This is a genomic window from uncultured Odoribacter sp., assembly GCF_937966165.1.
Classification (GTDB): domain Bacteria; phylum Bacteroidota; class Bacteroidia; order Bacteroidales; family Marinifilaceae; genus Culturomica.
In genome coordinates this window covers 98,626-122,480 of record NZ_CALCLB010000012.1, presented here as the reverse complement: position 1 = coordinate 122,480, position 23,855 = coordinate 98,626, and the positions used below count along the sequence as shown (strand labels likewise).

General features: G+C 41.9%; 19 protein-coding genes. 4 read left to right on the top strand and 15 right to left on the bottom strand.

Features of this window, described 5'->3' with window-relative positions; all coding sequences use genetic code 11:
* Positions 1-124 precede the first annotated feature (124 nt).
* From nuoE to Q0465_RS04310, 11 genes are all read right to left on the bottom strand, one after another.
* Positions 125-601, bottom strand: coding sequence for an NADH-quinone oxidoreductase subunit NuoE (gene nuoE / locus Q0465_RS04360; protein ID WP_298613329.1), 477 nt, complete (start codon positions 599-601; stop codon positions 125-127).
* Between the two features lie 64 nt (positions 602-665).
* Complete coding sequence (locus Q0465_RS04355; protein WP_298613966.1) at positions 666-2,426, bottom strand: NADH-dependent [FeFe] hydrogenase, group A6; 1,761 nt, start codon at positions 2,424-2,426, stop codon at positions 666-668.
* Positions 2,427-2,483: 57 nt separating this feature from the next.
* Complete coding sequence (gene nuoF, locus Q0465_RS04350) at positions 2,484-4,274, bottom strand: NADH-quinone oxidoreductase subunit NuoF (protein WP_298613326.1); 1,791 nt, start codon at positions 4,272-4,274, stop codon at positions 2,484-2,486.
* A gap of 45 nt (positions 4,275-4,319) precedes the next feature.
* The gene (locus Q0465_RS04345) at positions 4,320-4,715 is read right to left on the bottom strand and encodes a (2Fe-2S) ferredoxin domain-containing protein (protein ID WP_298613323.1); all 396 of its coding nucleotides are present in this window, start codon (positions 4,713-4,715) and stop codon (positions 4,320-4,322) included.
* A gap of 207 nt (positions 4,716-4,922) precedes the next feature.
* Entirely contained in the window at positions 4,923-5,468 is a 546-nt protein-coding gene (locus Q0465_RS04340) for an ATP-binding protein (RefSeq protein WP_298613320.1), read from the bottom strand.
* A gap of 138 nt (positions 5,469-5,606) precedes the next feature.
* Positions 5,607-6,332, bottom strand: a complete 726-nt coding sequence (locus tag Q0465_RS04335; RefSeq protein ID WP_298613317.1) for a PHP domain-containing protein — start codon at positions 6,330-6,332, stop codon at positions 5,607-5,609.
* A 6-nt stretch (positions 6,333-6,338) separates the two neighbouring features.
* On the bottom strand, positions 6,339-6,680 hold the full coding sequence (locus Q0465_RS04330; RefSeq protein ID WP_298613314.1) for a DRTGG domain-containing protein: 342 nt from the start codon (positions 6,678-6,680) through the stop codon (positions 6,339-6,341).
* 49 nt (positions 6,681-6,729) lie between these two features.
* The gene (locus tag Q0465_RS04325; protein WP_298613311.1) at positions 6,730-8,079 is read right to left on the bottom strand and encodes a [Fe-Fe] hydrogenase large subunit C-terminal domain-containing protein; all 1,350 of its coding nucleotides are present in this window, start codon (positions 8,077-8,079) and stop codon (positions 6,730-6,732) included.
* Between the two features lie 42 nt (positions 8,080-8,121).
* The gene (locus Q0465_RS04320; RefSeq protein ID WP_298613964.1) at positions 8,122-8,541 is read right to left on the bottom strand and encodes an anti-sigma regulatory factor; all 420 of its coding nucleotides are present in this window, start codon (positions 8,539-8,541) and stop codon (positions 8,122-8,124) included.
* A 4-nt stretch (positions 8,542-8,545) separates the two neighbouring features.
* Positions 8,546-8,890: a DRTGG domain-containing protein gene (locus Q0465_RS04315; protein WP_298613308.1), complete on the bottom strand. Its 345-nt coding sequence runs from the start codon at positions 8,888-8,890 to the stop codon at positions 8,546-8,548.
* Positions 8,891-9,055: 165 nt separating this feature from the next.
* Positions 9,056-12,016: a hypothetical protein gene (locus Q0465_RS04310; protein WP_298613305.1), complete on the bottom strand. Its 2,961-nt coding sequence runs from the start codon at positions 12,014-12,016 to the stop codon at positions 9,056-9,058.
* A gap of 166 nt (positions 12,017-12,182) precedes the next feature.
* Here Q0465_RS04310 and ligA point away from each other — a divergent pair, with 166 nt between their 5' ends.
* Together ligA and Q0465_RS04300 are read left to right on the top strand one after the other, a co-directional pair.
* Complete coding sequence (ligA, locus tag Q0465_RS04305; protein ID WP_298613303.1) at positions 12,183-14,690, top strand: NAD-dependent DNA ligase LigA; 2,508 nt, start codon at positions 12,183-12,185, stop codon at positions 14,688-14,690.
* Between the two features lie 105 nt (positions 14,691-14,795).
* Positions 14,796-17,279, top strand: coding sequence for an ATP-dependent Clp protease ATP-binding subunit (locus Q0465_RS04300; protein WP_298613300.1), 2,484 nt, complete (start codon positions 14,796-14,798; stop codon positions 17,277-17,279).
* Positions 17,280-17,506: 227 nt separating this feature from the next.
* Here Q0465_RS04300 and Q0465_RS04295 read toward each other — a convergent pair whose 3' ends face one another.
* Both Q0465_RS04295 and Q0465_RS04290 read right to left on the bottom strand, forming a co-directional pair.
* The gene (locus Q0465_RS04295) at positions 17,507-17,980 is read right to left on the bottom strand and encodes an Lrp/AsnC ligand binding domain-containing protein (RefSeq protein ID WP_298613298.1); all 474 of its coding nucleotides are present in this window, start codon (positions 17,978-17,980) and stop codon (positions 17,507-17,509) included.
* 40 nt (positions 17,981-18,020) lie between these two features.
* Positions 18,021-18,644, bottom strand: coding sequence for a hypothetical protein (locus Q0465_RS04290; protein ID WP_298613295.1), 624 nt, complete (start codon positions 18,642-18,644; stop codon positions 18,021-18,023).
* 416 nt (positions 18,645-19,060) lie between these two features.
* Between Q0465_RS04290 and Q0465_RS04285 the strand changes: the two genes are divergently transcribed.
* Entirely contained in the window at positions 19,061-20,638 is a 1,578-nt protein-coding gene (locus tag Q0465_RS04285; protein WP_298613292.1) for an alkaline phosphatase family protein, read from the top strand.
* 8 nt (positions 20,639-20,646) lie between these two features.
* Here Q0465_RS04285 and gldE read toward each other — a convergent pair whose 3' ends face one another.
* Positions 20,647-21,969 carry a gliding motility-associated protein GldE gene (gene gldE, locus Q0465_RS04280; protein ID WP_298613289.1) on the bottom strand — a complete coding sequence of 441 codons (1,323 nt, stop codon included), beginning with the start codon at positions 21,967-21,969 and terminating at the stop codon, positions 20,647-20,649.
* A gap of 104 nt (positions 21,970-22,073) precedes the next feature.
* Positions 22,074-22,508, bottom strand: a complete 435-nt coding sequence (locus tag Q0465_RS04275) for a single-stranded DNA-binding protein (RefSeq protein ID WP_298613962.1) — start codon at positions 22,506-22,508, stop codon at positions 22,074-22,076.
* Between the two features lie 815 nt (positions 22,509-23,323).
* Between Q0465_RS04275 and Q0465_RS04270 the strand changes: the two genes are divergently transcribed.
* Positions 23,324-23,611 (top strand): HU family DNA-binding protein, encoded by a 288-nt coding sequence (locus Q0465_RS04270; RefSeq protein ID WP_009135609.1) that lies wholly within the window; start codon positions 23,324-23,326, stop codon positions 23,609-23,611.
* The last annotated feature ends 244 nt before the right edge of the window (positions 23,612-23,855 follow it).

Below are 23,855 nucleotides of genomic sequence, written 5' to 3'. Positions count from 1 at the left end.
ACGTTAATAGTTTTAAAGAGTTATCCGGCTCCGGAAGTTTTCAAAAAGTAAAAATAGGAACGAAAATTAAAAACCGTTTAAGAAAAAGAGAGTTGCCAGAAAACGGCAACTCTCTTTATTCGGATTAATCTAATTCTTTTAAAATTTTTTCGACATCACCGGGAACAATGCGGCCGTATACTTTTTCTCCGATGAGGACTACGGGGGCTAAACCGCAAGCCCCGACGCAGCGCAGGCTGGAGAGGGAATATTTCCCGTCCGGAGTGGTTTCGCCCACATTGATGCCTAAGACCCGTTTGAATTCATCCAGTACTTTTTCGGCTCCTCTTACGTAGCAGGCCGTACCCATACAAACTGAAACGGGATGTTCGCCTTTGGGCGTCATGGTAAAAAAGGAATAAAAGGTAACAACTCCGTACACTTTGGAAACCGGAATACCTAGCTGACGGGCAATGATTTCCTGCACTTCCCGCGGCAGGTATCCAAAAGTATCCTGAGCCTTATGAAGTATATTGATCAATTCTCCGGGCTGATTTCCATAAGTTTCACATAAGCTTATCAGCTCGTTGACTTTTGTTTCAGATAATTTGATTTCTGACATAATGTATAGTGTATTTGGCTGAGAGGAAGTTCCGGTTTTAAACGGTTCATCCTCTCATTTCTTTTTAATTACTTTTATTGAAATAATGGGTGTGGAGCAAATGGTGTGCTTTTTCACTCATCGGTTTGCCCAGGTATTCTTCGTAAAGTTTCAAAATATACGGGTTTTCGTGAGATTTCCGCAAGGGCTTATTCCTGTCCTCTTCATAAAGAGCATGGGTACGGGCTTTCAATAAACTGGAATTCCCGTGATGGAGTGGCTGCCCGCCTCCGCCGATACATCCGCCGGGGCAAGCCATAATTTCGATGGCGTGGAATTCAGATTTACCTTCTTTGATTTCGTTTAATAGTTTACGGGCATTTCCCAATCCATGTGCAATGCCTACGTGTAATTCCACTCCGTTCAGGCGTACTGTGGCTTTTTTGATATTTTCCAATCCCCTTACGGCTTCGAAATCAACTTTTTCCAGTTTTTGACCGGTATAGAGTTCGTAGGCTGTTCTCAGGGCGGCTTCCATTACTCCTCCCGAGGCACCGAAGATAACGCCGGCTCCGGTGGATTCTCCTAAAGGTTGGTCGAAGTCTTCTTCCGGCAGGCTATTGAAATCGATATTGGCCCGTTTAATCAGGGAGGCCAGTTCCCGGGTAGAAATCGAATAATTTACATCCGGGTCGCCGTTTACTTTAAATTCTTCCCGTCCGCATTCGTATTTCTTAGCCAGACAAGGCATGATGGAAACTACGATGAGATTCTCCCGGGGTATACCCATTTTTTCTGCCCAGTACGTTTTGGCGATAGAGCCGAACATTTGCTGAGGAGAACGGGCAGTAGAAGGGATATCCAGCATATCGGGGAACTGGTGTTCGAAGAAATTCACCCAGGCCGGACAACAGGAAGTCAGTATTGGTAAGCGTACATTTTTATCTCCGTTCAGGTATGCGGTAAGCCGGTTCAGCAGTTCCGTTCCTTCTTCCATAATGGTTAAATCGGCGGCAAAATCGGTGTCAAAAACTTTGGCAAATCCTAGTTGCCGGAGAGCTGCAGCCATTTTCCCGGTGACAGAAGTTCCGGCGGGCAATCCGAATTCTTCTCCCAGAGCTGCCCGTACAGCGGGAGCGGTTTGTACGATAACGGTCTTTTGTGGATTATTTAAGTCATTGATCAGCCGGTTCGTATGATCCATTTCTGTCAAAGCTCCTACAGGGCAAACGGCTACACATTGTCCGCAGAAAGTACATTCTGAAGTGGTGAGCGGTTGTTCGAAAGCGGGAGAAATGATTGCGGCGAATCCCCGGTTTATAGCTCCAAGCGCTCCGACTGTCTGTACTTCATTACACATCATCTCACACCTGCGGCAGAAAATACATTTATTCATATCGCGGATGAGGGAAGGAGAGGTTTCTGCTTTGTACGTACTTTGTTCTCCGGCAAACGGGATCTCTCTGATTTTTAATTTGACGGCCAGGCTTTGCAGTTCGCAGTTTCCGGATTTCGGACAAATCAGGCAGTCGTTCGGATGGTCGGACAAAATGAGTTCCAGTACCGTTTTACGGGCATTCAATACCCGCAGAGTACTGGTGTGGACCTTCATGCCGTTTTCGCAGCGGGTAGCACAAGCCGGGGCCAGGTTTTTCCTTCCTTCGATTTCCACTACGCATATACGGCAGGAAGCCGGAAGATTGGTAATACACATATCCTTCAGATTCATATAGCATAGCGAAGGAATGTTTATGCCCACACCTCTTGCTGCCTCGAGTACGGTAGTTCCCCGGGGTACTTCTACGGTGTGGTGGTCTATTTGTAATATTATATTTGGTTCCATAATTTTTTCTCTCATAGTCAATGGGAATATCCTGTTAAATCGGTTCGCTTTACTAAAATTCTATACAATGCTTATCGCCTTGAATTTACATTTTTCCATACAGGTACCGCATTTTATACATTTCGAAGAATCGATGAAATGTGTTTCTTTCCGTTCTCCGATAATAGCATCTACCGGACAATTCCGGGAACACAGTGTACAGCCTACACACAATTGCGGATCGATACGGTAGGACAGTAAAGCTTTACACCGGCCTGCGGGGCATTTGTGGTCCTGAATGTGAGCGATGTATTCTTCCCGAAAATTTTCAAGGGTAGAAAGTACGGGATTCGGAGAGGTTTGTCCCAGACCACAGAGTGCTGTGTCTTTAATGACCTTACTCAGGTTATACAGCATTTCCAGGTCTTCCATCGTCCCTTTGCCTTCGGTAATGCGTGTCAGAATTTCCAGCAGGCGTTTATTCCCGATCCGGCAGGGAGAGCATTTCCCGCAGGATTCTTCTACAATAAATTCCATATAGAATTTAGCTACGGCTACCATACAATCATCTTCGTCCATAACGATCATACCTCCGGAGCCCATCATAGAACCGGCAGCGATCAGGTTATCGAAATCAATGGGGGTATCGAGGTGTTTTTCTGTCAGGCAGCCGCCGGAAGGCCCTCCGGTCTGGACGGCTTTAAATTTCTTTCCGTTTTTGATGCCTCCGCCGATTTCATAAATTACTTCCCGTAAGGTTGTTCCCATGGGAACCTCAATCAGGCCGACATTATTAATTTTACCTGCCAGGGCAAAAACCTTGGTACCTTTGGATTTTTCGGTCCCGATTTGGTTAAACCAATTTGCTCCCCGGGTGAGAATTACGGGTACATTGGCTAAGGTTTCGACATTATTGACGTTGGTCGGTTTATGCAGATAACCCGATTCAGCAGGGAAAGGAGGTTTCATGGTTGGTTCTCCTCTTTGCCCTTCCATAGAGTGGATAAGTGCCGTTTCTTCTCCGCATACAAAAGCTCCGGCTCCATAGCGGATTTCTATTGTAAAATTGAAGCCGGTATTCAGGATATTTTCTCCCAGTAGGCCGTATTCTTCCGCCTGGCGGATAGCGATGCGGAGGCGTTCGATAGCTAAGGGATATTCGGCCCGGATATAGACCAATCCTTTACTGGCACCAATGCTGTAACCGCAAATAGCCATCGCTTCGATGACGGAATGCGGATCGCCTTCCATAATGGAACGGTCCATGAAAGCTCCCGGATCTCCTTCGTCTGCGTTACAAACGACATATTTCTGATCTGCCTGATATTTCCGGGCAAATTCCCATTTCAGTCCGGTAGGGAAGCCTCCACCTCCTCTTCCTCTTAATCCGGAAAGCTTTACTTCCTGGATTACTTCTTCCGGACTCAATTCCGAAAGACATTTGGCCAGAGCTGAATATCCGTCGCGGCCGATATATTCTTCAATATTTTCAGGATTGATAAAACCGCAATTCCGTAAAGCGATACGCAATTGTTTTTTATAAAATCCCATGTGCTTGGAATCGCTGACTGCGGCTTTCTTTTCCGGATCCTTATACAGCAGTCTTTCAACCTTACGTCCTTTTATAATGTGTTCATTGATAATTTCTTCCGCGTCTTCGGGCTTTACCTGTACATAAAAGGTATTGTCGGGCATAATCTTTACAATCGGTCCTTTTTCGCAGAAGCCGAAACAACCGGTGGCAATGACCTGCACCTCTTCTTCCAGGTTGCGCTCTCTGAGGCATTCTTCCATTCTACTGATGATGCTCTTGCTCGACGAGGCGCGGCAACCCGTACCTCCGCAGACAAGAATATGCATTTTATAACTCATAAATAACTGTATTATTAGGTTCTCAATTTCAATACATGCTCTGGTTTAATCTCCTATCGTTTCGTAATTCACAGGAATGATCCCTTCTACTAATTCATCGTGTTTCAGGTACTTCTGAATAATTTCCTCCGCTTTCTCGCAATTGACATGCCCGAATACGATGGGATCTTTTCCCGGTTTGGTAATTTCGACAGTCGGTTCTGCAAAACAATAGCCCATGCAGCCGGTTTGGGTGACAACAGCAGAAATACCGTTTTCTTCGAGATGATTCAGGAAATAATTCATGGTTTCCTTACTTCCGGCTGCAATACCACAAGTAGCCATAGCCACTTTTATTTGTATCATACTTTCGGGATGTTCGCTTTTTTCTCGTAAATCTATTTTAGCTTGTACATTGTCCCTGATTTTTTTCAGGTCAGCTAACGTCTTTATTTTTTCCATAATTTGTCATTTAAGCCTCCGGGGCAATATTAAAAGTAGTTTTATTGATGATTGTTATTTCTAAAGTTTGTCTTCTGTCTTTTTCTGGTTGTAGGCACCTTTTGCGTTTTTACCGTTTTTTCCTGACGGAAAGAAATTTTTATTTGTTTAGCTGACCTTCCGGTCTATAGCATTTCGAAAACGTTTCCGTTGTTTTGAGTATACAGTTTATATTTCCTTTATCTCTTTTTCGTTCTCCCGTATCATTTCTTCGATGCTTCGTATAATTTCAGGCGTATTAATCGGTACTCCTTCTAAAATGGTTTTTACTTCTTCTGTATCAAAGCAAAATTTCCCTTTGGGAGACAAATAGCTGTATTTAAACCTTATTTCCGGGTTAGCCATTACGAGTAACCCGATTGTTCCGGCAACATCTCCCAAAGGAGGCCGGTCCAGGTGAGTATATCCAAAAGTGGCTTCAATTACTGTACCTTTACCTGCTTCGGAGATAATATTCACTTTCCCGCCTGTACGTTCTGCATTCTGTTGTAAAAGTGGAATACCCAGCCCTACTTTACGGACAGTTCTGCTGGTAAAAAACGGATCCCTTACGCGCTTTAAGGTAGCTTCATCCATTCCGCAACCGTTGTCCCGGATCAGGATAGACAAACGATTTTCGTCCAGATGGCCTTCTATCACAATTTCTATTTCGCTTGCCTTTGCCCTTACAGAATTTTGAGCAATATCCATAATATGCGAAGCCAGATCTTTCACCTGTATCTACTTTCGATTTAACTTATTTAGCACCCGTTTACCTTAAAAATGTTAGAAAACGCTTCAAAATTAATTTAAATTTGAATAATTGCAACGATTGCACCCGAAAGAATCTAAAAATAATGAATTTTCATTCTTTTATATTTTGGGTCTTTTTAGCTGTTGCATTGCAGTGCGGATGGCCGTGAAAGAAATTTCATTCAGATTGAATTGGATAAAGCTTTTTCCTATATCTTGTAAATAATGGGCGTCAGAAGCTTGGGTAAACGAATAGGCTGCTAATTCCGGATGAGCATGGAAAAAGGATACTAAATTACAATGCGGACTGAGTTCCAGGGCTTCACAGGAAAGATCCGGGGGGACAAAACCGAGTTGGGAAAGAATGCTGAACCGGCTTTTATCGATATGAGCAGGGATAAAAATGCCGTCCAGGGAATGTACATATCTTTCTACTTCTTCTATACTTTGGTCCAAAGCAGAGATCAGCAGTTTCTTTTCTTCGTAAAGGATTTGATCTTCCAGATCTACGACCACCTGATAACCGAATTTTCCGGGATTATTCGGAAAATCCGGCAAATGTATATCCAGGTATTTCTGAAACCTGTCCAGACGGGTATCATCGGCGAAAAAAGCCAGGCAATGGGCTTCTTCCTGTGTAGTTACTTCAGCTCCTGTCAATACAAATATGCCGAAATTTTTTCCGGCATCCCGGATGATTTTGGATTGACGCGTAGAATTGTGGTCGGTAATACCGATGATATTCAGATTTTTTTTACAGGCTGTTTCCAAAATGGAAAGAGGACTCATTTCCAGATCTCCGCAAGGAGATAAAACGGTATGGATATGCAAGTCTGCCCGCAGCATGGAATATTATTTTTCTGTACGTAAAAGTTCAAATATTTTTCCTGTAATTTCGAATGTCTGAAGAGGGGTACTTAGGATCGGAATGCCTTCCGTTTCACTTTCAGTTGCCGTATCTTCTTCTGGAGCATATCCTTTTACCAGTATGATGGCCGACAATTCTTTCAGGGAAGCAATAGCCATAATATTTTTATGGGTTTGGAGTGTTATCCAGATATTCCCTTCCCGGGCATTTCCCATAACGTCACTCAGCAGGTCGGAAGTATAACCTCCTTTAATTTCCCGGTCCAGACCTGAAGCTCCGCTACAAACTTTCAGATTTAATTTTTCAATCATGTCCTTTACTTTCATACAGAGGGTGGTTTGAGTTGTATAGATTATTGTTTAATTATGCAGGTATTTATTTATTAAATTTTTCCTCTCCCCATACTTTAGCAGAAAGTTCCATTGATTCTTCCGGGGTGATCAGACCTTCTTTTGTAAGAATTTTCTGCATGAATACACATTGGTTGAGTTTTGCTTTTCCTTGGACGACATCCTGAGCCAAGGTATGGCAGGAGGGGGTACCGCATGCTCCGCAATCAATTTGAGGCAATACTTTCATAATACGGTTGATTTTTTCCATTTTTTCCATGGCCACCAGCATGTTTTCGTCTAATTTTTCAATAGAACGGGGAAGTATTTTTCCTGTCAGCCGGATTTGTTCATTCAGAAAATCCCGGTATTGGGGCATTTTATTGACGGTATGATAATTATTTTTGACGTAATTTTCCATCCTTTTCTGTAAGCGTTCTATGGTCAGAAAACGATTATTGATCGTCAGGGCTCCTCCGGCACAGGAATGATCGCAGGCCCTTAATTCCAAAAAGTCGATGTCTGTAATTTCGTCATTTTCCAGTTTTTCCAGAATTTCTATGACATTGTGGATTTCGTCTATAGCCAGGCAACGTCCCTGATAACGGGAAGCTTCCCCGCCGGTAAGGGTCCATTGTATAGATTCGGGAGTTAAGTGATATTGTTCCGGTACTTTGTCTATGGGTTTATCTTTGTTCTTATTGATGGCTAATAAGATTTTGTTGTATATAAAATCCATATTGATGACTCCGTCAACCGAAGATTTTTCTTCGCCCACCGGACTTTTAATGGCGGCTATTTTGGCAGCACACTGAGTGACGAAGAAAACACCGATTTCTTCAGCCGGAATCCCTTTGTCGATAAATTTTTGCCGGACATAGATGGCGGCAATATCCATTACTTGCTTTAAACGGATAATGTGATCGATCAGGGAAGGAAAACGAACCTGAATCAGGCGGATAACAGCCGGACAGGAATTTGAAATAAACGGGCGGAGATGAGAATTTTTCTCCATGTATTTCCGGGTTTCTTCGGAGAGTATTTCAGTCGCTTTATCGACTTCCATCACATAGTGAAATCCCATATTGTGCAATTCCGAAAAGATCTGTTCCTCTGTTATATCCTCGGGAAATTGGCCGATCAGAACGGTGGGCAGCAAAATGATACGGTAGGAAAATTTAAAGATCTGGCTGAAATCGTCCTGTTCTACGATGATGGCTTGTTGCGGGCAGGTTTTCAGGCACATACCGCAGTCAGTACAGGCGGCTTCATTTAAAGAAGCCTTCCCGTTTTTGATGCGGATAGCGGCGGTCGGACACAAATGCATACAATGAGTACATCCCGTGCAGACGGTATCCATAATTTTCAGTGCATGATAAAAAGCTTCTCCCTTCATTTCATTCTCAGTCTTTTCCCCTTATGCCGGTTAAGTCCGTTTTTACTGGGGTTTCAGATAGGTAAGCATCGTTACTTTTGTACCGACATTGATTTCCGATTCTATCTGAAGTTTATCGCAGTTGTTTTGCATGTTCGGTAATCCCATTCCAGCTCCGAACCCCATTTCCCGTACTTCCGGGGAAGCCGTGGAATAGCCTTCCTGCATGGCCAGGTTAATATCCGGGATCCCCGGTCCTTTGTCTGCCACTGTTATTTCAATGGCATCCGTACGGATATGTACCTGTATATTTCCTTCCCAGGCGTGTGCCACTACGTTTACTTCCGCTTCGTAAAGGGCGACGACAATGCGTTTAATCAAGTTACTGTCGACATTCAGTTGCTTCAGTATTTTTTTGATTTCACTGGAAGCCATACCTGCCCGCGAAAAATTACCTCCTTCTATATTGAAATTAAATTCCATCATATCAAAACACTGGTTCTAATCCGGCTTTATACAATTCCCCGCAGACCTTGAACATACTTTGTCTGCATTGCAGTACAGCAATCCCATTCTCCCGGGCGAGTGCCAGCATTTCGGGGGTTACTTTTTTGTTCCGGACAAAAAGGATATAACAGATATCAGACATTTCAGCTGTGCGGAGCACCTGAAGATTGGCCATACCGGTGATTAAAATCATATCTTCTGTGTTCAGGCGTAAAACGTCGCTCATCAGATCGGCTGCAAAAGCCTTTTTTATGTCTTTATTCAGGTGCTGTTCCCCATATACTAGTGAAGCTTCCAGCAGACCAACGATTTCTTTTAATAGCATTTCCGGGATTTTAATCGTTACGAATATAATAAATGCAATCGTTTTATAAAAGGTTTGCCTTTATTTTCTCTTTAAAAAGTTCATCACCTGTTTATTCTTCTCCCTTTCCCTTCTATCAAACATTTACACAGCTGCCCATTTTTACATATGTGCATTTACCCATTTTTAAATCGTAAATCCGATATTAAATAATAAATTGGCAAATAACGATTTATGTTGTGTTTCGTATCCGAACCGGCCTCCCAGGGTAATCGGAAATGGCAAGCGGAAAAGTTGAAGTCCGGCATTGAGTTCGATACCGTACGAATAATAATTCCGGGCTCCTCTCAGCATTTTATCGTGCCCCATATCAAAAAATATGCCGCCATCGATTCGCTTTACATAAAGCACAGAAGTAATGTGCTGGTCCGGAAAAAGGAGCGGTAATTTGTAGTTAGTACGCAGAGTTGTCAATTCATAGCCGTACATATCGATTCCCCGGGGACGAAGTATCTTTTTATCATAATATCCGGTTTTCGGCCGGTTCTGATAACCGCTGTAAATGCCAATGGAATGATTGACGGCGAATCCGGGAAAATAAAATTGTCCGGCTACCCACCATTCGTGTCCTAAATCCATTTTTTTCCAAGGAGTATGTGCATAGCCGCCTTGCAGGATTTGTCCCCAGCGCGGGTGTATTTCCTGTACCGTCATGTAGGTCTGATTCCCGAACATCAGGCCGTATTCCATCAGCTGGTAATAATTGGAAGAAGCTGAGAGCTGGTAAGAACCCGGGGTTGCGGGAGCATAATACAAAGTGTCGTTTATTTGGGTATAGCGGAAATGAGCTTTAGGACTGATATCGGAAATCGCTTCTATTTTATAGCGTACATACGGGGTAATATAACGGCTGTAATTCTTTCTGGAGATATTGAAGGGAAGTTGCATCGTCAATTCTCCTTTAGTGCGGTAAAACCGGCTTCGTATTTCTAAGGTGTCTAACTTCCCTGTTTGAAGATTACGGGCTGTTCCCAGAGCAGAATTTTTGTCCCGTCCGGATTTAAAGTCGAGACTGAAAACCGGCCATATGCCTTTATAGGCGGCGTTTACCATCCATGCGCCTTTGTGGTAGTCGGAATTGAAAATATAACCGGCGGCTAAGGAGAGAGTACTTAATTTATTCTGGGAATAGGCGATAATGCCTCCGTCGATTTCCCCTTCGTATTGATCGATATACACGGGACCCCAGCTATGAAAATTTAAAAGGTGGGTAAATTTCCGGTATCTGCGGGAATCGAAAGTCGAATCGTTATCCAGTTGCAATTGCCAGTTTTCTCTTTTTTTAAGGGAATCTGCCAGGCGGAAATAAGTTTTTTCCAATGGGAGATTTGTAAAACGGTCTGCTTTTATCCGGGCGGGTTTGTACCCGTCTGCAGTGTAAAATGAAAAATAAAGGATATTCCCATTGGCATTAAAATGAGGGAAACGGACCCCGTAGCGGGCATTGAGAATGTTGCGCAAGGTGTCTTCCCCTGCTTTTTTCAGGTAAAAAGAATTATTCCCGTTAAAAGAAGCTCTGAATAATAAAATGCTGTCTTGTTGGATCGGATTGTCCATTTCATACCACATTCCGGGTATGACTACCTCCCTTTTTCCGGTTTGCAGATCGATGGATTCCAGGTGAACTCCGGTTGTATTCTGGACAATTGTCGTAATTTTCCCGTTTGCATACGAAGGATGGATGAAAAGCTCGTCTTTCCGGGCTTTGATGCGTTGGAGTTCGGTTTTCATCCGGGAATCCAGAATAACGAGAGACGCCTGATTTTCTTCGTCTATTTCAATAGCACCCCAGTTTTTTCCTACGGTAAAGGGAGAAAAGCGGTTGTGCGGACTTTTGTGATAACGGTATTTGCCTTTGCGAAGGTCGTAACTGGTCAGGCATTGTTTGCCTCCGTGTTCCCAGCGAAAGTTAGGCCGGTATTCTGCCCACACCAGTTTATTGTCGTGGTATATAAACTTGGTGTCCTCCAGTGTCCCGCTTCGGGTAAGTATTTTTTCTTTTTCCCCGTCCAGTAAGACAAAAGCTCCGCTTTCCCGTAGACCTTTTTTATAGGCGATGACTTTTCCCTCCGGCAGGGGAATAGGATACAGATAGTTTGTATAACTTTTATTAAAAGTAGGAAGGGTGTCGAAATCATTGTGTATGTCTTTTACTTCCTGCGTCCAGATTTGTTTTAATTCGGCAAAATTATCGTGATAAAGAGTACGTTTTGCGTCCCGGTAAGTGTTGGCTTTTTTCACGCTGTCGGCATTGATAAAGAGTGAGCGGAAAGTCGAATCGTTCCAGACGCTATCGCGTTTTGCTTTTAAAGTCCGTTTCAGACTGGTAGCAAAAGGAGCGAGGCTAAACGGTTTTCGTCCGATCCGGTTTAAAGCATCGGACCAGATGGCATTGCCGTAATTGACCCGGGCATTTGCGACCATAAAATAACCCAGGGTATAACGGTTGGGTACAAAATCTTTGTCCGATCCATTAGCTGCTTTGAAGTAGGAATAAATCCCTTTATCGAGAACCTGAGCTTTCATTTCATTAATAAATTCGGGGGATCTGCCCCGTCCCAGGTGACCGACAGCTGTTTCGAAAGTAACGGCATCTCCTTCCATAAACCAAAGGGGGAGATACAGACCGGTAATGGCAATGGTTATTTGTTCTCCGAAAAGGTAATACAGAATTTTTGTCAGGCCTTGGTTGACTTTATCGATCTGGACCACATGCCGGAATTCGTGTACGCACAAATGTTCCAGCCAGGAATCGGAAGGATCCTGAGGAGGAAGGGTATACAAATCTGCTTTCCGTGGGGCCCAGGCTACACTTCCGTTGGATACCCCCCCATTTGCGTGGACAACCAGGGATATCCGTATGGGTTTGTGGGCCAGAGAATTAGTGTGCTGGTATAAAGCTGCAAAAATATTGGCAATTTTCTGAGCATTTTCTTCGAAATAATCCGGATAAATAATCTGAAAATCGGTGGTCTTTATTTGCTTCCAGCGTAAAAATGCCGGATCCTGTCCTAAATCTACAAACTGGGCTTTCCCGGAAAAAGGAAGGAGGAACAAAAAGAATACAAATAACCTTTTTATTTTCATAATTCAATATTTCCAAAGATTTAAACGACTAAAATATAGTTTAGATTTTAAATTTTATCAAAAAAAACAAATAAAATTCTAAGGAAAATGCTGTTGTACTTTCAGCAGTAGGAATATTGGATTCGGAAAACTTTCCCTACCTTTGCATAAGCGTAAAGATTGACTTATGGAAAATATTGCGGAAAAAATAGTATCGTTAAGAAAGTTGCTTGAATATCATAATGATAAATATTATATCGAGAATGCTCCGGAGATTTCCGATCGGGAATTTGACCGCTTGATGCAGGAGCTGGAAGAACTGGAAGCTGCCCATCCCGAGATGTATGATCCGAATTCTCCTACTCAGCGGGTAGGACAGGATATCAACCGCGAATTCACCCAGGTATTGCACAAATATCCGATGTTATCTTTGGGAAATACATACAGTGAGGAAGAACTGAGGGAATTTGATGTACGGGTAAGAAAGACGGCCGGAGATGTGCAGTATGTTTGTGAGCTGAAATACGATGGATCTTCTATCAGTCTTACTTATACAAAGGGGGAATTGACACGGGCGGTTACCCGTGGAGACGGGGTCAGGGGGGACGATGTAACGGCAAATGTGAGGACCATCCGGACCATTCCTTTGAGACTGCATGGAGATTATCTTCCTGAATTTGAGATCAGGGGGGAGATTCTGATGCCTTTTGCCGTATTTAACCGTTTGAATCAGGAGAAAGCGGAGGCAGGGGAGGCTTTGTTTGCGAATCCCCGGAATGCGGCTGCCGGTACTCTTAAATTGCAGAATTCAGCATTGGTCGCCCGAAGGGGACTGGATTGCTTCCTGTATTATATTCCCGGGGAGATTACCCCTTCGGATACTCATTACGGAAATTTACAGAAGGCCAGGGAATGGGGATTCCGTATCCCTCCTTATATTGAATTGTGTGATAGTATGGAGGAAGTGTGGAATTTTGTAAAAAAATGGGATAAAGAGCGGATTCATTTACCGGTCCCGATCGATGGAATTGTGGTAAAAGTGAATGACCTGGAAAAACAGAAGCTTTTGGGATATACGGCGAAATCTCCGCGTTGGGCGATTGCCTATAAGTTCAAGGCAGAACAGGAAGAAACTCCGCTGGTCAGTGTCTCTTATCAGGTAGGACGGACGGGGAGTATTACGCCTGTAGCTAATCTGGAACCGGTTCATCTGGCGGGAACTGTCGTAAAACGGGCCTCTCTGCATAATGCAGATATCATTGCCGAATTGGATTTGCATGAACAAGATACGGTATATGTAGAAAAAGGGGGAGAGATAATACCCAAAATTGTTGGGGTTGACCGGAACCGGCGGAAACCCGGTAGTCTCCCCGTAGAATTTATCACTCATTGCCCGGAATGTGGTACGGAGTTGGTGAGGGTGGAGGGAGAGGCAAATCACTATTGCCCGAACGAAGAACATTGTCCTCCCCAGATAGCCGGAAAAATAGAACATTTTGTAAGCCGGAAGGCCATGGATATAGAGGGGATGGGAGAGGAGACCATTGATTTGCTGTTGGCAAAGAAATACATCCGGAATGTAGCGGATATCTATGAATTACCATCCAGAAGGGAGGAATTAATCGGACTGGAAAAAATTATTTACCCCCGGATTTATGAAGTGAGTAGTATTCCTTTGGCTAAAATTATCTATGGTTTTGAAATCGGGCTGAAAAATATTTCCGCCCGGAATGCCCTTCTTTTAGCGGAGCATTTTCCGTCTCTTAAAGCTTTGTCAGAAAGTAGTAAGGCTGAATTAGCGGCTCTGCCCTGGTCAACTGCGGAAGAAGGGGAAAAGGCGGTGAACCGGATACAGGAGTATTTCCGTATGCCTTTTAATGAAACGCTTGAACGCCTGAAGGGGGCGGGGGAAGTGGCTGATATTCCCTTGGATTATGTGATATATGCTTTGAATATCCCGGGTATTGAGTTTCATCAGGCAGAATTACTGACGTCGGCATTCGATTATATTTACGAACTGGCAATCGCAAGTCCCGCAGAAATAGCGGCAATAGAAGGTATTACAGAAGAAGATGCTGCCCGCATCCGGCAGTTTTTCGCCGGAAATGAAAAACTGGTCCGGAAATTGAATACCTTAAATGTTTATCGTATACAGGAAAAAACGGCAGACAATCTGATTGCCGGTATCGAAAGATCCAAATCGGCAGGTTTTCCAGCTTTTCTGTATGGTTTGGGGATTCGTTATATCGGAGAAACGGCTTCCCGGAATTTAGCGAAGAGTTTTAAAAATATTCATAATCTGATGCATGCGACTTATGAGCAACTGATAGAAGTAGCAGACGTCGGGGAACAAATGGCAGCGAGCTTGTTGAAATATTTCAGCAAAGAGGAGAACCGGAAATTAATAGAACGGATGTTAGCGTATGGAGTAAAGGGTGAAATAGGGGAAGAAGAAGGGGAAAGTGATATCTTTCAGGGAATGACTTTCGTAATAACGGGTACTTTAAGTCGCCCGAGAGAATATTTCAAAGAGATTATTTTGAAGGCTGGCGGTAAGGTAAGTGATTCTGTATCTGCTAAAACCGCTTTCCTTTTGGCCGGAGAAAATGCCGGTAGCAAATGGAAAAAAGCAGAGAAATTGGGTATCCCCATTATAGATGAGGAGAAATTTCGGGAGATGATTAACGATAAGTAATAATAATTTTTATTTTTCAATATCAATTCTCAGTGGAATATATTACCTTTAACATGTCAAATACGACTGAGAAATTTAAATGTAAGTCGTTTATTATCAGGTGAAATGGGGAAAAGTGATACGAAAAGATTAAAGCAAATTATGACATCTGCCGGTGAAGAAGCCCGGCGATTGGGAAATTCAAAAATTTATCCGGAGCATTTATTTTTGGGATTACTCCGGTTAAATCAGGGAAGAGCGATCGATGTGCTTGTGGCATTGGGATTAGATTTTTATGAAGTAAAAGAAAGAATAGAAGAAAAATTAGAGAAAAAAAAGGATAAACAGGACGACTCTGAGCTTGATTTTACCCTGGCTTCCAACAGTATTCTGAAAAAGGTAATGGAAGAAGCATTGAAATTAGGAGATGAGCAAATTGAATCAGAGCATGTGATGTTAGCTATATTGCGGACGGAATCGGGCTTTGTTTCCAAGCTTTTTAAAACAATGGGAATAGATTACGAAATCTTTAAGGAGCAATTATTAAAAGAACGGGCCCGAATGCAGTCGGATTATAAGGAAGACTCGGATGAAGATGAGGATATGGGGGAAAATGACCCGCTTTACAATCCTTATCGTCAGCAGGGAGCAAGCCGTTCGGATACGCCTGTTTTAGATAATTTCGGAATCGATATTACCCGTGCAGCAGAAGAGGGGACTTTGGACCCGATAGTGGGACGTGAGCGGGAAATTGAGCGTTTGGCCCAGATTTTGAGCCGGCGGAAAAAGAATAATCCGGTGTTAATCGGAGAACCGGGGGTAGGAAAATCCGCTATTGCCGAAGGTTTGGCTATCCGGATTATGCAGAAAAAAGTATCGAGGGTGTTGTTTGATAAGCGGGTGGTAGCCCTGGATATTGCTTCGATTGTAGCCGGCACAAAGTACAGGGGACAATTTGAAGAACGGATGAAGGCCATACTCAACGAACTGGCTAAAAATAAGAATATCATATTGTTTATCGACGAAATACATACTATTGTCGGGGCAGGAGGTTCCGGAGGGAGCCTGGATGCAGCCAATATGCTGAAGCCGGCTTTGTCGAGAGGAGAAATTCAGTGTATCGGTGCGACTACACTGGATGAATACCGCCAGAATATTGAGAAGGACGGGGCTTTGGAGCGCCGTTTCCAAAAAGTACTGGTAGAACCGACTACTTTTGAAGAAACGGTAGAGATTCTGAATAATATCAAGTCCCGCTATGAAGACCATCACAATGTAAGATACACCCCTGCAGCCATAAAGGCTTGCGTCAAACTGACCATGCGTTATATTTCCGACCGTTCTTTGCCGGATAAGGCAATTGACGCTTTGGATGAGGCCGGTTCCCGGGTACATATTACCAATATCAACGTACCTCCTGTAATTGAAGAACTGGAAAAAGCCATAGAGGAAATCAAGGAGAAGAAAAAAGAAGCTGTTAAACAGCAGAATTTTGAAGTGGCGGCAGCTTTCCGGGATAAAGAACGGCAGATGTCCGTTTCTTTGGAACAGGAAAAGGAACATTGGCAGAAAGAGCTGAGTGAAAACCGGATTACAGTAGATGAAGAGCAGGTTGCGGAAGTTGTGGCGATGATGACGGGAGTACCTGTAAAACGGATTGCAAAAACCGAAGGGATGAAATTGCTGCAAATGCACGATGAACTGGCTGGCAGTGTGGTTGGACAAAATGAAGCGATTGAAAAGATTGTAAAAGCTATTCATCGGAACCGCGCGGGCTTGAAGGATCCTAACCGCCCGATCGGTTCTTTTATTTTCCTGGGACCTACAGGTGTCGGAAAAACACAGTTGGCAAAGGTCTTGGCGAAATATTTATTCGATACGGATGATGCGTTGATCCGGATTGATATGAGTGAATATATGGAGAAGTTTGCTGTATCCCGTCTGGTCGGAGCTCCTCCGGGTTATGTGGGATATGAAGAAGGCGGGCAGCTGACCGAGAAAGTAAGGAGGAAACCTTATTCTGTCATCTTATTGGATGAAATAGAAAAAGCACATCCCGACGTGTTCAATATTCTGTTACAATTGCTTGATGACGGGCAGTTGACCGATAGCCTGGGAAGAAGAGTGGATTTTAAAAATACGATTGTGATCATGACTTCCAATATCGGAAGCCGGCAATTGAAAGATTTCGGAAGGGGAATCGGTTTCGGACGCGAAGATCGCACTACTGACAGCGATTATGCCAAAGGAGTGGTTCAAAAAGCGTTGAAAACGGCTTTTGCTCCGGAATTCCTGAATCGTATCGATGATGTGATTATTTTCAATGCTTTGACAAAAGAGAATATTCACCAGATTATTGATATCGAACTAAAAGGATTGATGAAACGGGTAAAAGATTTGGGCTATTCCGTGAAAATTTCAGATGCTGCCAAAGAATTTCTGACAGAGAAAGGGTATGATCCCCAATATGGGGCGCGTCCTTTAAAACGGGCTATTCAGAAATACCTGGAAGATGAATTGGCAGAAGTGATTATCAAAGGAAATGTACCCGAAGGCGAAATCCTGGAAGTAGATTGCGATAAGGAGCACGACAAAGTTATTGTGAAATAAAAGTCCCTTGTAAGGTTTCTGGTAAAAAGTGACTTTCCCGAAAATACGTGCTTTGGTACAATAAATAAAGCTCCCTATAGGGAGCTTTATTTATTGATTATCAGTAGTTTATGGATTCATATCGATTTATCAGAACCGAAAATTTATTCACCGTTGAGTGAAAGGACTCTGCCGAACCGGACACAGATATCGGCATTGAAAAAGCAATTTTTCAGTTGATTTTTCTTTTATTTTGTTTCGTCTTGAATCAGATCGATTTGCTTTTCGATGATTTGTTCCAGAGAGATAAATGACTCTGTCTTGGCTATTCCGGGTATATTCTGTAAAGTGTTGATCAGCACATCCATAAGATGTTGATGATTATTGCACCTAAGTTTTAACAAAAAAGCGTAATGACCGGTAATAAAATGGCATTCAATGATTTCCGGAATTTTTTCCAGTTCTTTGACGACGGATTTATACTGATGGGCATTATCGAGAGTAACTCCGATAAAAGCACATATTTTTAATCCCAAAGCCCTGGGTTTAACAATAAAACGGGACCCTTCAATAATCCCGGCATCTTCCATTTTTTTAACCCTTTGGTGGATAGCTGCTCCCGATATTCCGCATTCTCGCGCAATCTCCAGGAAGGGTACCCTGGCATTTTTGACAAGGTAAGAAAGTATTTTTTTATCTATGTCGTCAATTTGATATTTCATGGTTTTATCATTTAAGCGAATCGTTTTGTAATTATCTTGTTTAACGGAAATTCAAAACACTGTAGAGTTGTTTCCGTTGTTTATAGTATCCTTTCCCTTCTTCGTTTGTGATCGATTTGATAACGTTGTCGATCAGATTATTGAAAATCGTTGTAAAAGTAAAACCTTCCGGCGGATAGATTTCAGGGTTATGAATATCGTTCAGCTTGGCAATAAACATGCGGGCAATCATTTCGCTGGATACATCGTTTTTGTACATCCCTTGTTCCATCCCTTTTTCAATATTGATTTTAATTTTTTCATATATAAAATCCGCACGTTGATTCAGATGGGTTATATAGAGATCCGGGAACGTCTTTGCCAAAGCCATGGTAACAGAAGGGGTGACATTGAAAAAGCGATTGTTGATTTCATTGCTTACGATGAGCATAATATCGATCGCATTCCATCCGTCAAAATTGTATTCGTTGAAAATTTCTTCAAAACATTTCCTTTCGTGACTGAGAATTGCATCTACGATCTCTTCCCGGTTTCTGAAATTCTCTTTCAGTTCGGTTGTCGTTAAACCCACTTTTTTCAGGTGCTCTTCATTAAAGTCATTTATGCCGTATCGGTAAATATAATTTCTTAGCTTTTCAGCTAACTGAAGCTTTTTGTCCTCCATGTTTTTACCACATTTAGTTTAATGGTGTAAATATAGTAAACAAATATCAAACGGAACGCGTTCCGCTTATAAATTATAATATTTATTGCTTTTATTCTTAAAAAAATACATTTTTAGAGGAGAGAATATATAGAAATTATAGTTGGTAAAACAGCCGATCGGATTAGGATTTTAAATATATGTATATAAAAGTGTTCCGGTATGAAAATAATTAATGGTTATCCTTGTCAGCATAAATACCCCTTTTCCTGTTCACTGATAAAAATCTTTTTCCCCCGCTTGAACAAGGAAACATTTAAATCTTTCCTTTCCCCGGTATCTTTTCCTGTAATGAAGGCTACTGAACTTTCTTTTATTTGAGAGGTATTAATAATTTTGTTTTTTTACCTTTGTCGGAAATACGAGAAGAGCTGATTATGAAAAAACTGATATTATTATTTTTATTATTGGAGGGAATTACCGGGTATGCAGTGGAGTATAAAACCCGTTTAGTTGTCGGAATTACTATCGATCAGTTTTATCCGGAATGGCTGACTTTATACCGGAACGATTTGAGGGAAGGGGGATTGAGACGTCTTATGCAGCAGGGGAAGAAAGCGATGGCTGATTATGATTATCTTTATACGCAGACGGGAGTGGATCAGGCGAGTATTTATACGGGTGTACTCCCGGTGGAGCACGGTATTGTCTCCCACGATTGGTACGACCGTTTGCGGAAGAGAAGGGAGAATAACGTCAGGGCGGAAGATTTTTCAGAGATCGGAGGGAGTTTTGCTCCGGGGTATGCGCCTGTACAGCTTCAGGCTATGACCTTGGGATGTGCCATGAAAAAAGAGAATATTTTTTCGAAGGTTTACAGTATTGCCATGAATCCGGAAGATGCCGTATTGAGCGGAGGAACTTGTGCGGATATGGCTTTTTGGTTTAGTGAGAATAGCGGTACCTGGGTATCTTCTGATTTTTATGCCGATTCGCTTCCTGCCTGGTTGAAAAATTACAATACTACCGTAGAGAGTGATTTCTTTATCCGAAGGGGATGGATGCCTTTGTCGGAAGAAGAAGATCGTACGGCAACCGTGAAATTTAAAAATAAATCAGGGGGAGGGAGTTTTTTCTACGATATAATGCAGGCAAAACGTAAATTTGATACCTACCGGGTATTAAAAGCGACCCCTTATGCCAATACCTTAGTAGAGCAACTGGCAGAGAAATTGATTGTTGAAACTAGTTTGGGGAGGGATAACGATGCGGATTTACTGGCTTTGACTTTTTCTTCACTGGATTATATGAACCGTGATTTCGGTATATATGCACGGGAGTTCCGGGATCTGGTGTTGCGTTTGGACCGGGATCTGGAGAAATTGTTCACCTTATTGGATACCAAAGTCGGGAAAGAAAATTATACTGTATTCCTTACTTTCTCAGAAGCCCGGGAATTATTACCGGAGGAATTGGGAGAGATGCGGATACAGGGAGGTTATTTCAGTATTTTTAAATCTGTTGCACTTCTGAAGTCTTATATGGGACTAATTTACGGAGAGGGAGACTGGATTTCTGACTATGATGCGGGACAAATTTATCTGGACCGCGAATTGGTGGAAAGAAACAAAATTTCGTTAAAGGATATGCAGGATAAGGTAGCCGATTTTATGATCGAATTCGAGGGGATTTCCAAAGTATTGACGGCTTATTCCCTGACCCGGAATGCATTTTCCCACGGTTCGGAAATGCTGATGCAGAATGCTTATTCCCAGAAAAGGAGCGGGGATATCTTGTTCTGTTTACAGCCGGCTTGGATACCGGATTTGAAAGACCGGGAAGATAATTATTTCCGGTATAGCAAACGGAATAAAGTTCCTGTATATTTTTACGGAGCCGGAATAAATGCTTCCCTGGCGGGAGAGTGTTATATGGCGGATATTTTGCCTACTTTATGTAAGATTATGGGCATTACTCCCCCTTATACGGCAAAGGGGAAGGCGCTCTTTCAGTAAGGAGGAGGCTATTTTGTCTTTTGCGTAGAAGCCTGGGCCGTATTTTCGTATTTGATCTTTTTAATGCGCCTGTTGTCGACATCCAGGATGGTAAATTTATGCTCTTTGTAGGTGATGATATCGTTCTTTTTGGGAAGTTCCCCTTTGATTTCCAGAATAAGCCCTGCCAGGGTATCCGCTTCTCCTTCTATTTCTTCGAAACTGTCGTCTTCCAATCCGGTTATTTTTTCAAAATCATTCAGTAGCGTATGTCCTTCGAAAATGAATGCGTTGTTTTTGATTTTAATATAAGTCCTTTCCTGTTCGTCTGTCTCGTCGTTAATTTCTCCTACGATTTCTTCCAGAATATCTTCCATGGTAACAATTCCGGAAGTTCCTCCGTACTCATCGACCACAATAGCCAGATGTACCTTTTTGGACTGGAATTCTTCCAGCAAATCGTTGATTTTTTTGGTTTCCGGAACGAAATATGCCGGACGGATGAGGCTTTGCCATTTAAAGTCTTCTGTCTCTCCCAAATGAGCGAGTAAGTCTTTGATATAGAGAATTCCTACGATATTATCCAGATTTTCTTCATAAACCGGCATACGGGAATAACCGTGTTCGATAATGACTTCCCGGATATGATCGAAATGATCTTCCTGATCGATCGCGATCACATTAATACGGGGCTGGATAATGTCGATTGCATAAATATTACTGAAACGGACAATGCCTTCCAGGATTTCTTTTTCTTCATTGATATCCGAATCTTTGGTCAATTCGAGGGCTTTGGAAAGCTGATCGATGGAAATACTGTTTTTCTTTGCAATCTTTTTACTGATGAGAGAAGTTGAACCGATTAGCAGAGCCGACAACGGACGGAATACCACCCCTAAAAAAGTCAGTGGAGCAGCCATAAAGATCGCCATAGACATGGCAGAGCGGTTTGCATATAACTTGGGGATGATTTCTCCGAAAAGTAAGATGACAAATGTAACAACCACTACTTGTATAAAAAAGCCCAGCAACGGATTAGCAGAAAAATCGAACAGCGAATCGACCAGATAAGAAGAAAGAATGACGATGCCTACGTTTACAAAATTGTTTGAAATCAATATCGTAGCCAGTAGTTTTTCCGGCTTTTTGTACAGATTGCATACTTTTTCGTATCCTTTTTGCCGGAGTTCTTCCAGTTGTCCGGGAGTAAGGGAAAAATAAGCTACTTCTGAACCGGATATCGCTGCGGAGGAAAAAAGCAGCAGTAGTAAGATAATAATGTAAATTAAATCGATAAAATTAAACGGGCCGGCAGTTATATCCGAGACGGCACAGATAAGTTCAGTTTCCAAAATTTATATTATTAGTTAAACATCAAGCATCTGCAAAATTTGTAAATGCGTAACGGAAATTTTATAATGCCTGTCTGCGCGTACAGGCATTATAAGTTCCGTTTTTAGAAAGGCAGATCATCACTGTCGTCCGGTGCCGGGGTATTCACGGGGGCAGAAGAAGCTGCATTGGCGGCAGTTGTCCGGTTAGGCATATCGGAACTGTCCTGACGGCCGAAAGACAACATCTGCATATTATCGGCATAAATTTCAGTAGTGTATCTTTTCACTCCATTCTGATCATCCCAGGAACGGGTACGGATCCGGCCTTCAATATAAAGGCGCATTCCTTTTTTGACGTATTTTTCTACAATTTCAGCCAAACCTCTCCACAAAACAATATTATGCCATTCCGTTTGGTCTACTTTTTCCCCATTCTTATTTTTGTAGCTTTCTGTGGTTGCCAGCCGTAAATTCGCAACAGCCACACCACCGTCCAGATACCGAACTTCAGGATCGGCTCCGACATTTCCTATTAAAATTACTTTATTCACCATAATCAGCCGGTTTAAATTTTACACAAGTTACGAAAAAAACAGCTATTTTAAAACCTATTTTTCATCAAAAATTATTGAATGCGAATTTAATAATAAATTATGGGAATCGGAAGATTCAGGAGAAGTTTTTACAGGATTTGAAGAAAAGAAAGGAGGTGCAGAGTAAAAATGGATGTCGTAAGAAATGAAGATATTTTTTGCGATTATTGTAAATAACATGCTCGTCCGCCTAATTATTTACAAATGATATTTATTTTTAATCCTTTCGTGTTTATATTTATATAAAAATTTATTTTAACGGTGATTATTGCACCTTTCCTCTTTTTTGAAAAAGATAGAAATTATGGCATAAGAGTATATCGTTCGGACGTTTACCCTTTGAACTGTTTTCCTGTTCAAAAATGTCCAAAGGTAAAAAAGTAAGAGGGGAAGATGTGTAACCTATAAGGGGGATTATCGGTTTAATCCGGTCACTGACACCGGAAAGTTCCTTTGCCGCAGTTCGTCGGATGAGTTTAAATCAGGTATAAAATTCTTATCTCCAAATATTTAAATGTTTACACCTTTGTACTTTTAAACCGTTAAACATTTTTACATTTAAATGTTTAAACCTATTTCTCCTTAATTCCAATTAAAGGAATATTTCTTTGTTTTTACTGTGCCTGCGGAAGATTTATTCGTCCTAACGTATGGGAAATCTGCATTTTTTAATGAAAAAATTCAAAGGTTTGTTTCATTGTTTGAGGAAAAGGCTTATATTTGCAGACTGAAAACAGACGAAAAGAAATAAATTATTGAATATTAAATATTTATAGAAAATGACTAAAGCGGATATTGTTAACGAAATTTCGAAAACAACCGGGATTGAAAAAGTAGCGGTGCAGGCTACAGTAGAGGCTTTCATGGAGTCAATAAAGAATTCCGTAGTTGGTGGTAAAAATGTGTATTTGAGAGGATTCGGTAGTTTTGTCGTAAAGAAAAGAGCAGAGAAAACAGCCCGGAATATTTCAAAGAACGTGACCATTAAAATTCCTGAACACTTCATTCCTTCATTTAAACCTTCCAAAAGTTTTGTGACAGAAGTTAAAGGTAAAGTAAAAAAATAAGAAAGGAGTAGATTATGCCAAGCGGTAAAAAAAGAAAAAGACATAAGATGGCTACTCACAAACGCAAAAAGAGACTGAGAAAGAATCGTCATAAGAAGAGATAGTCAGAGTTTGTGAGTTGCGAAGGTAAACCTAAAGAACCGAAGTTCTTTAGGTTTATTTAATTATAAAAATGAAACCGGAAAAAGAAGTCCGGCGTTTCTATTTGTCTTCTAACAGACATTGGTTTATAAGTAGTGTTTAT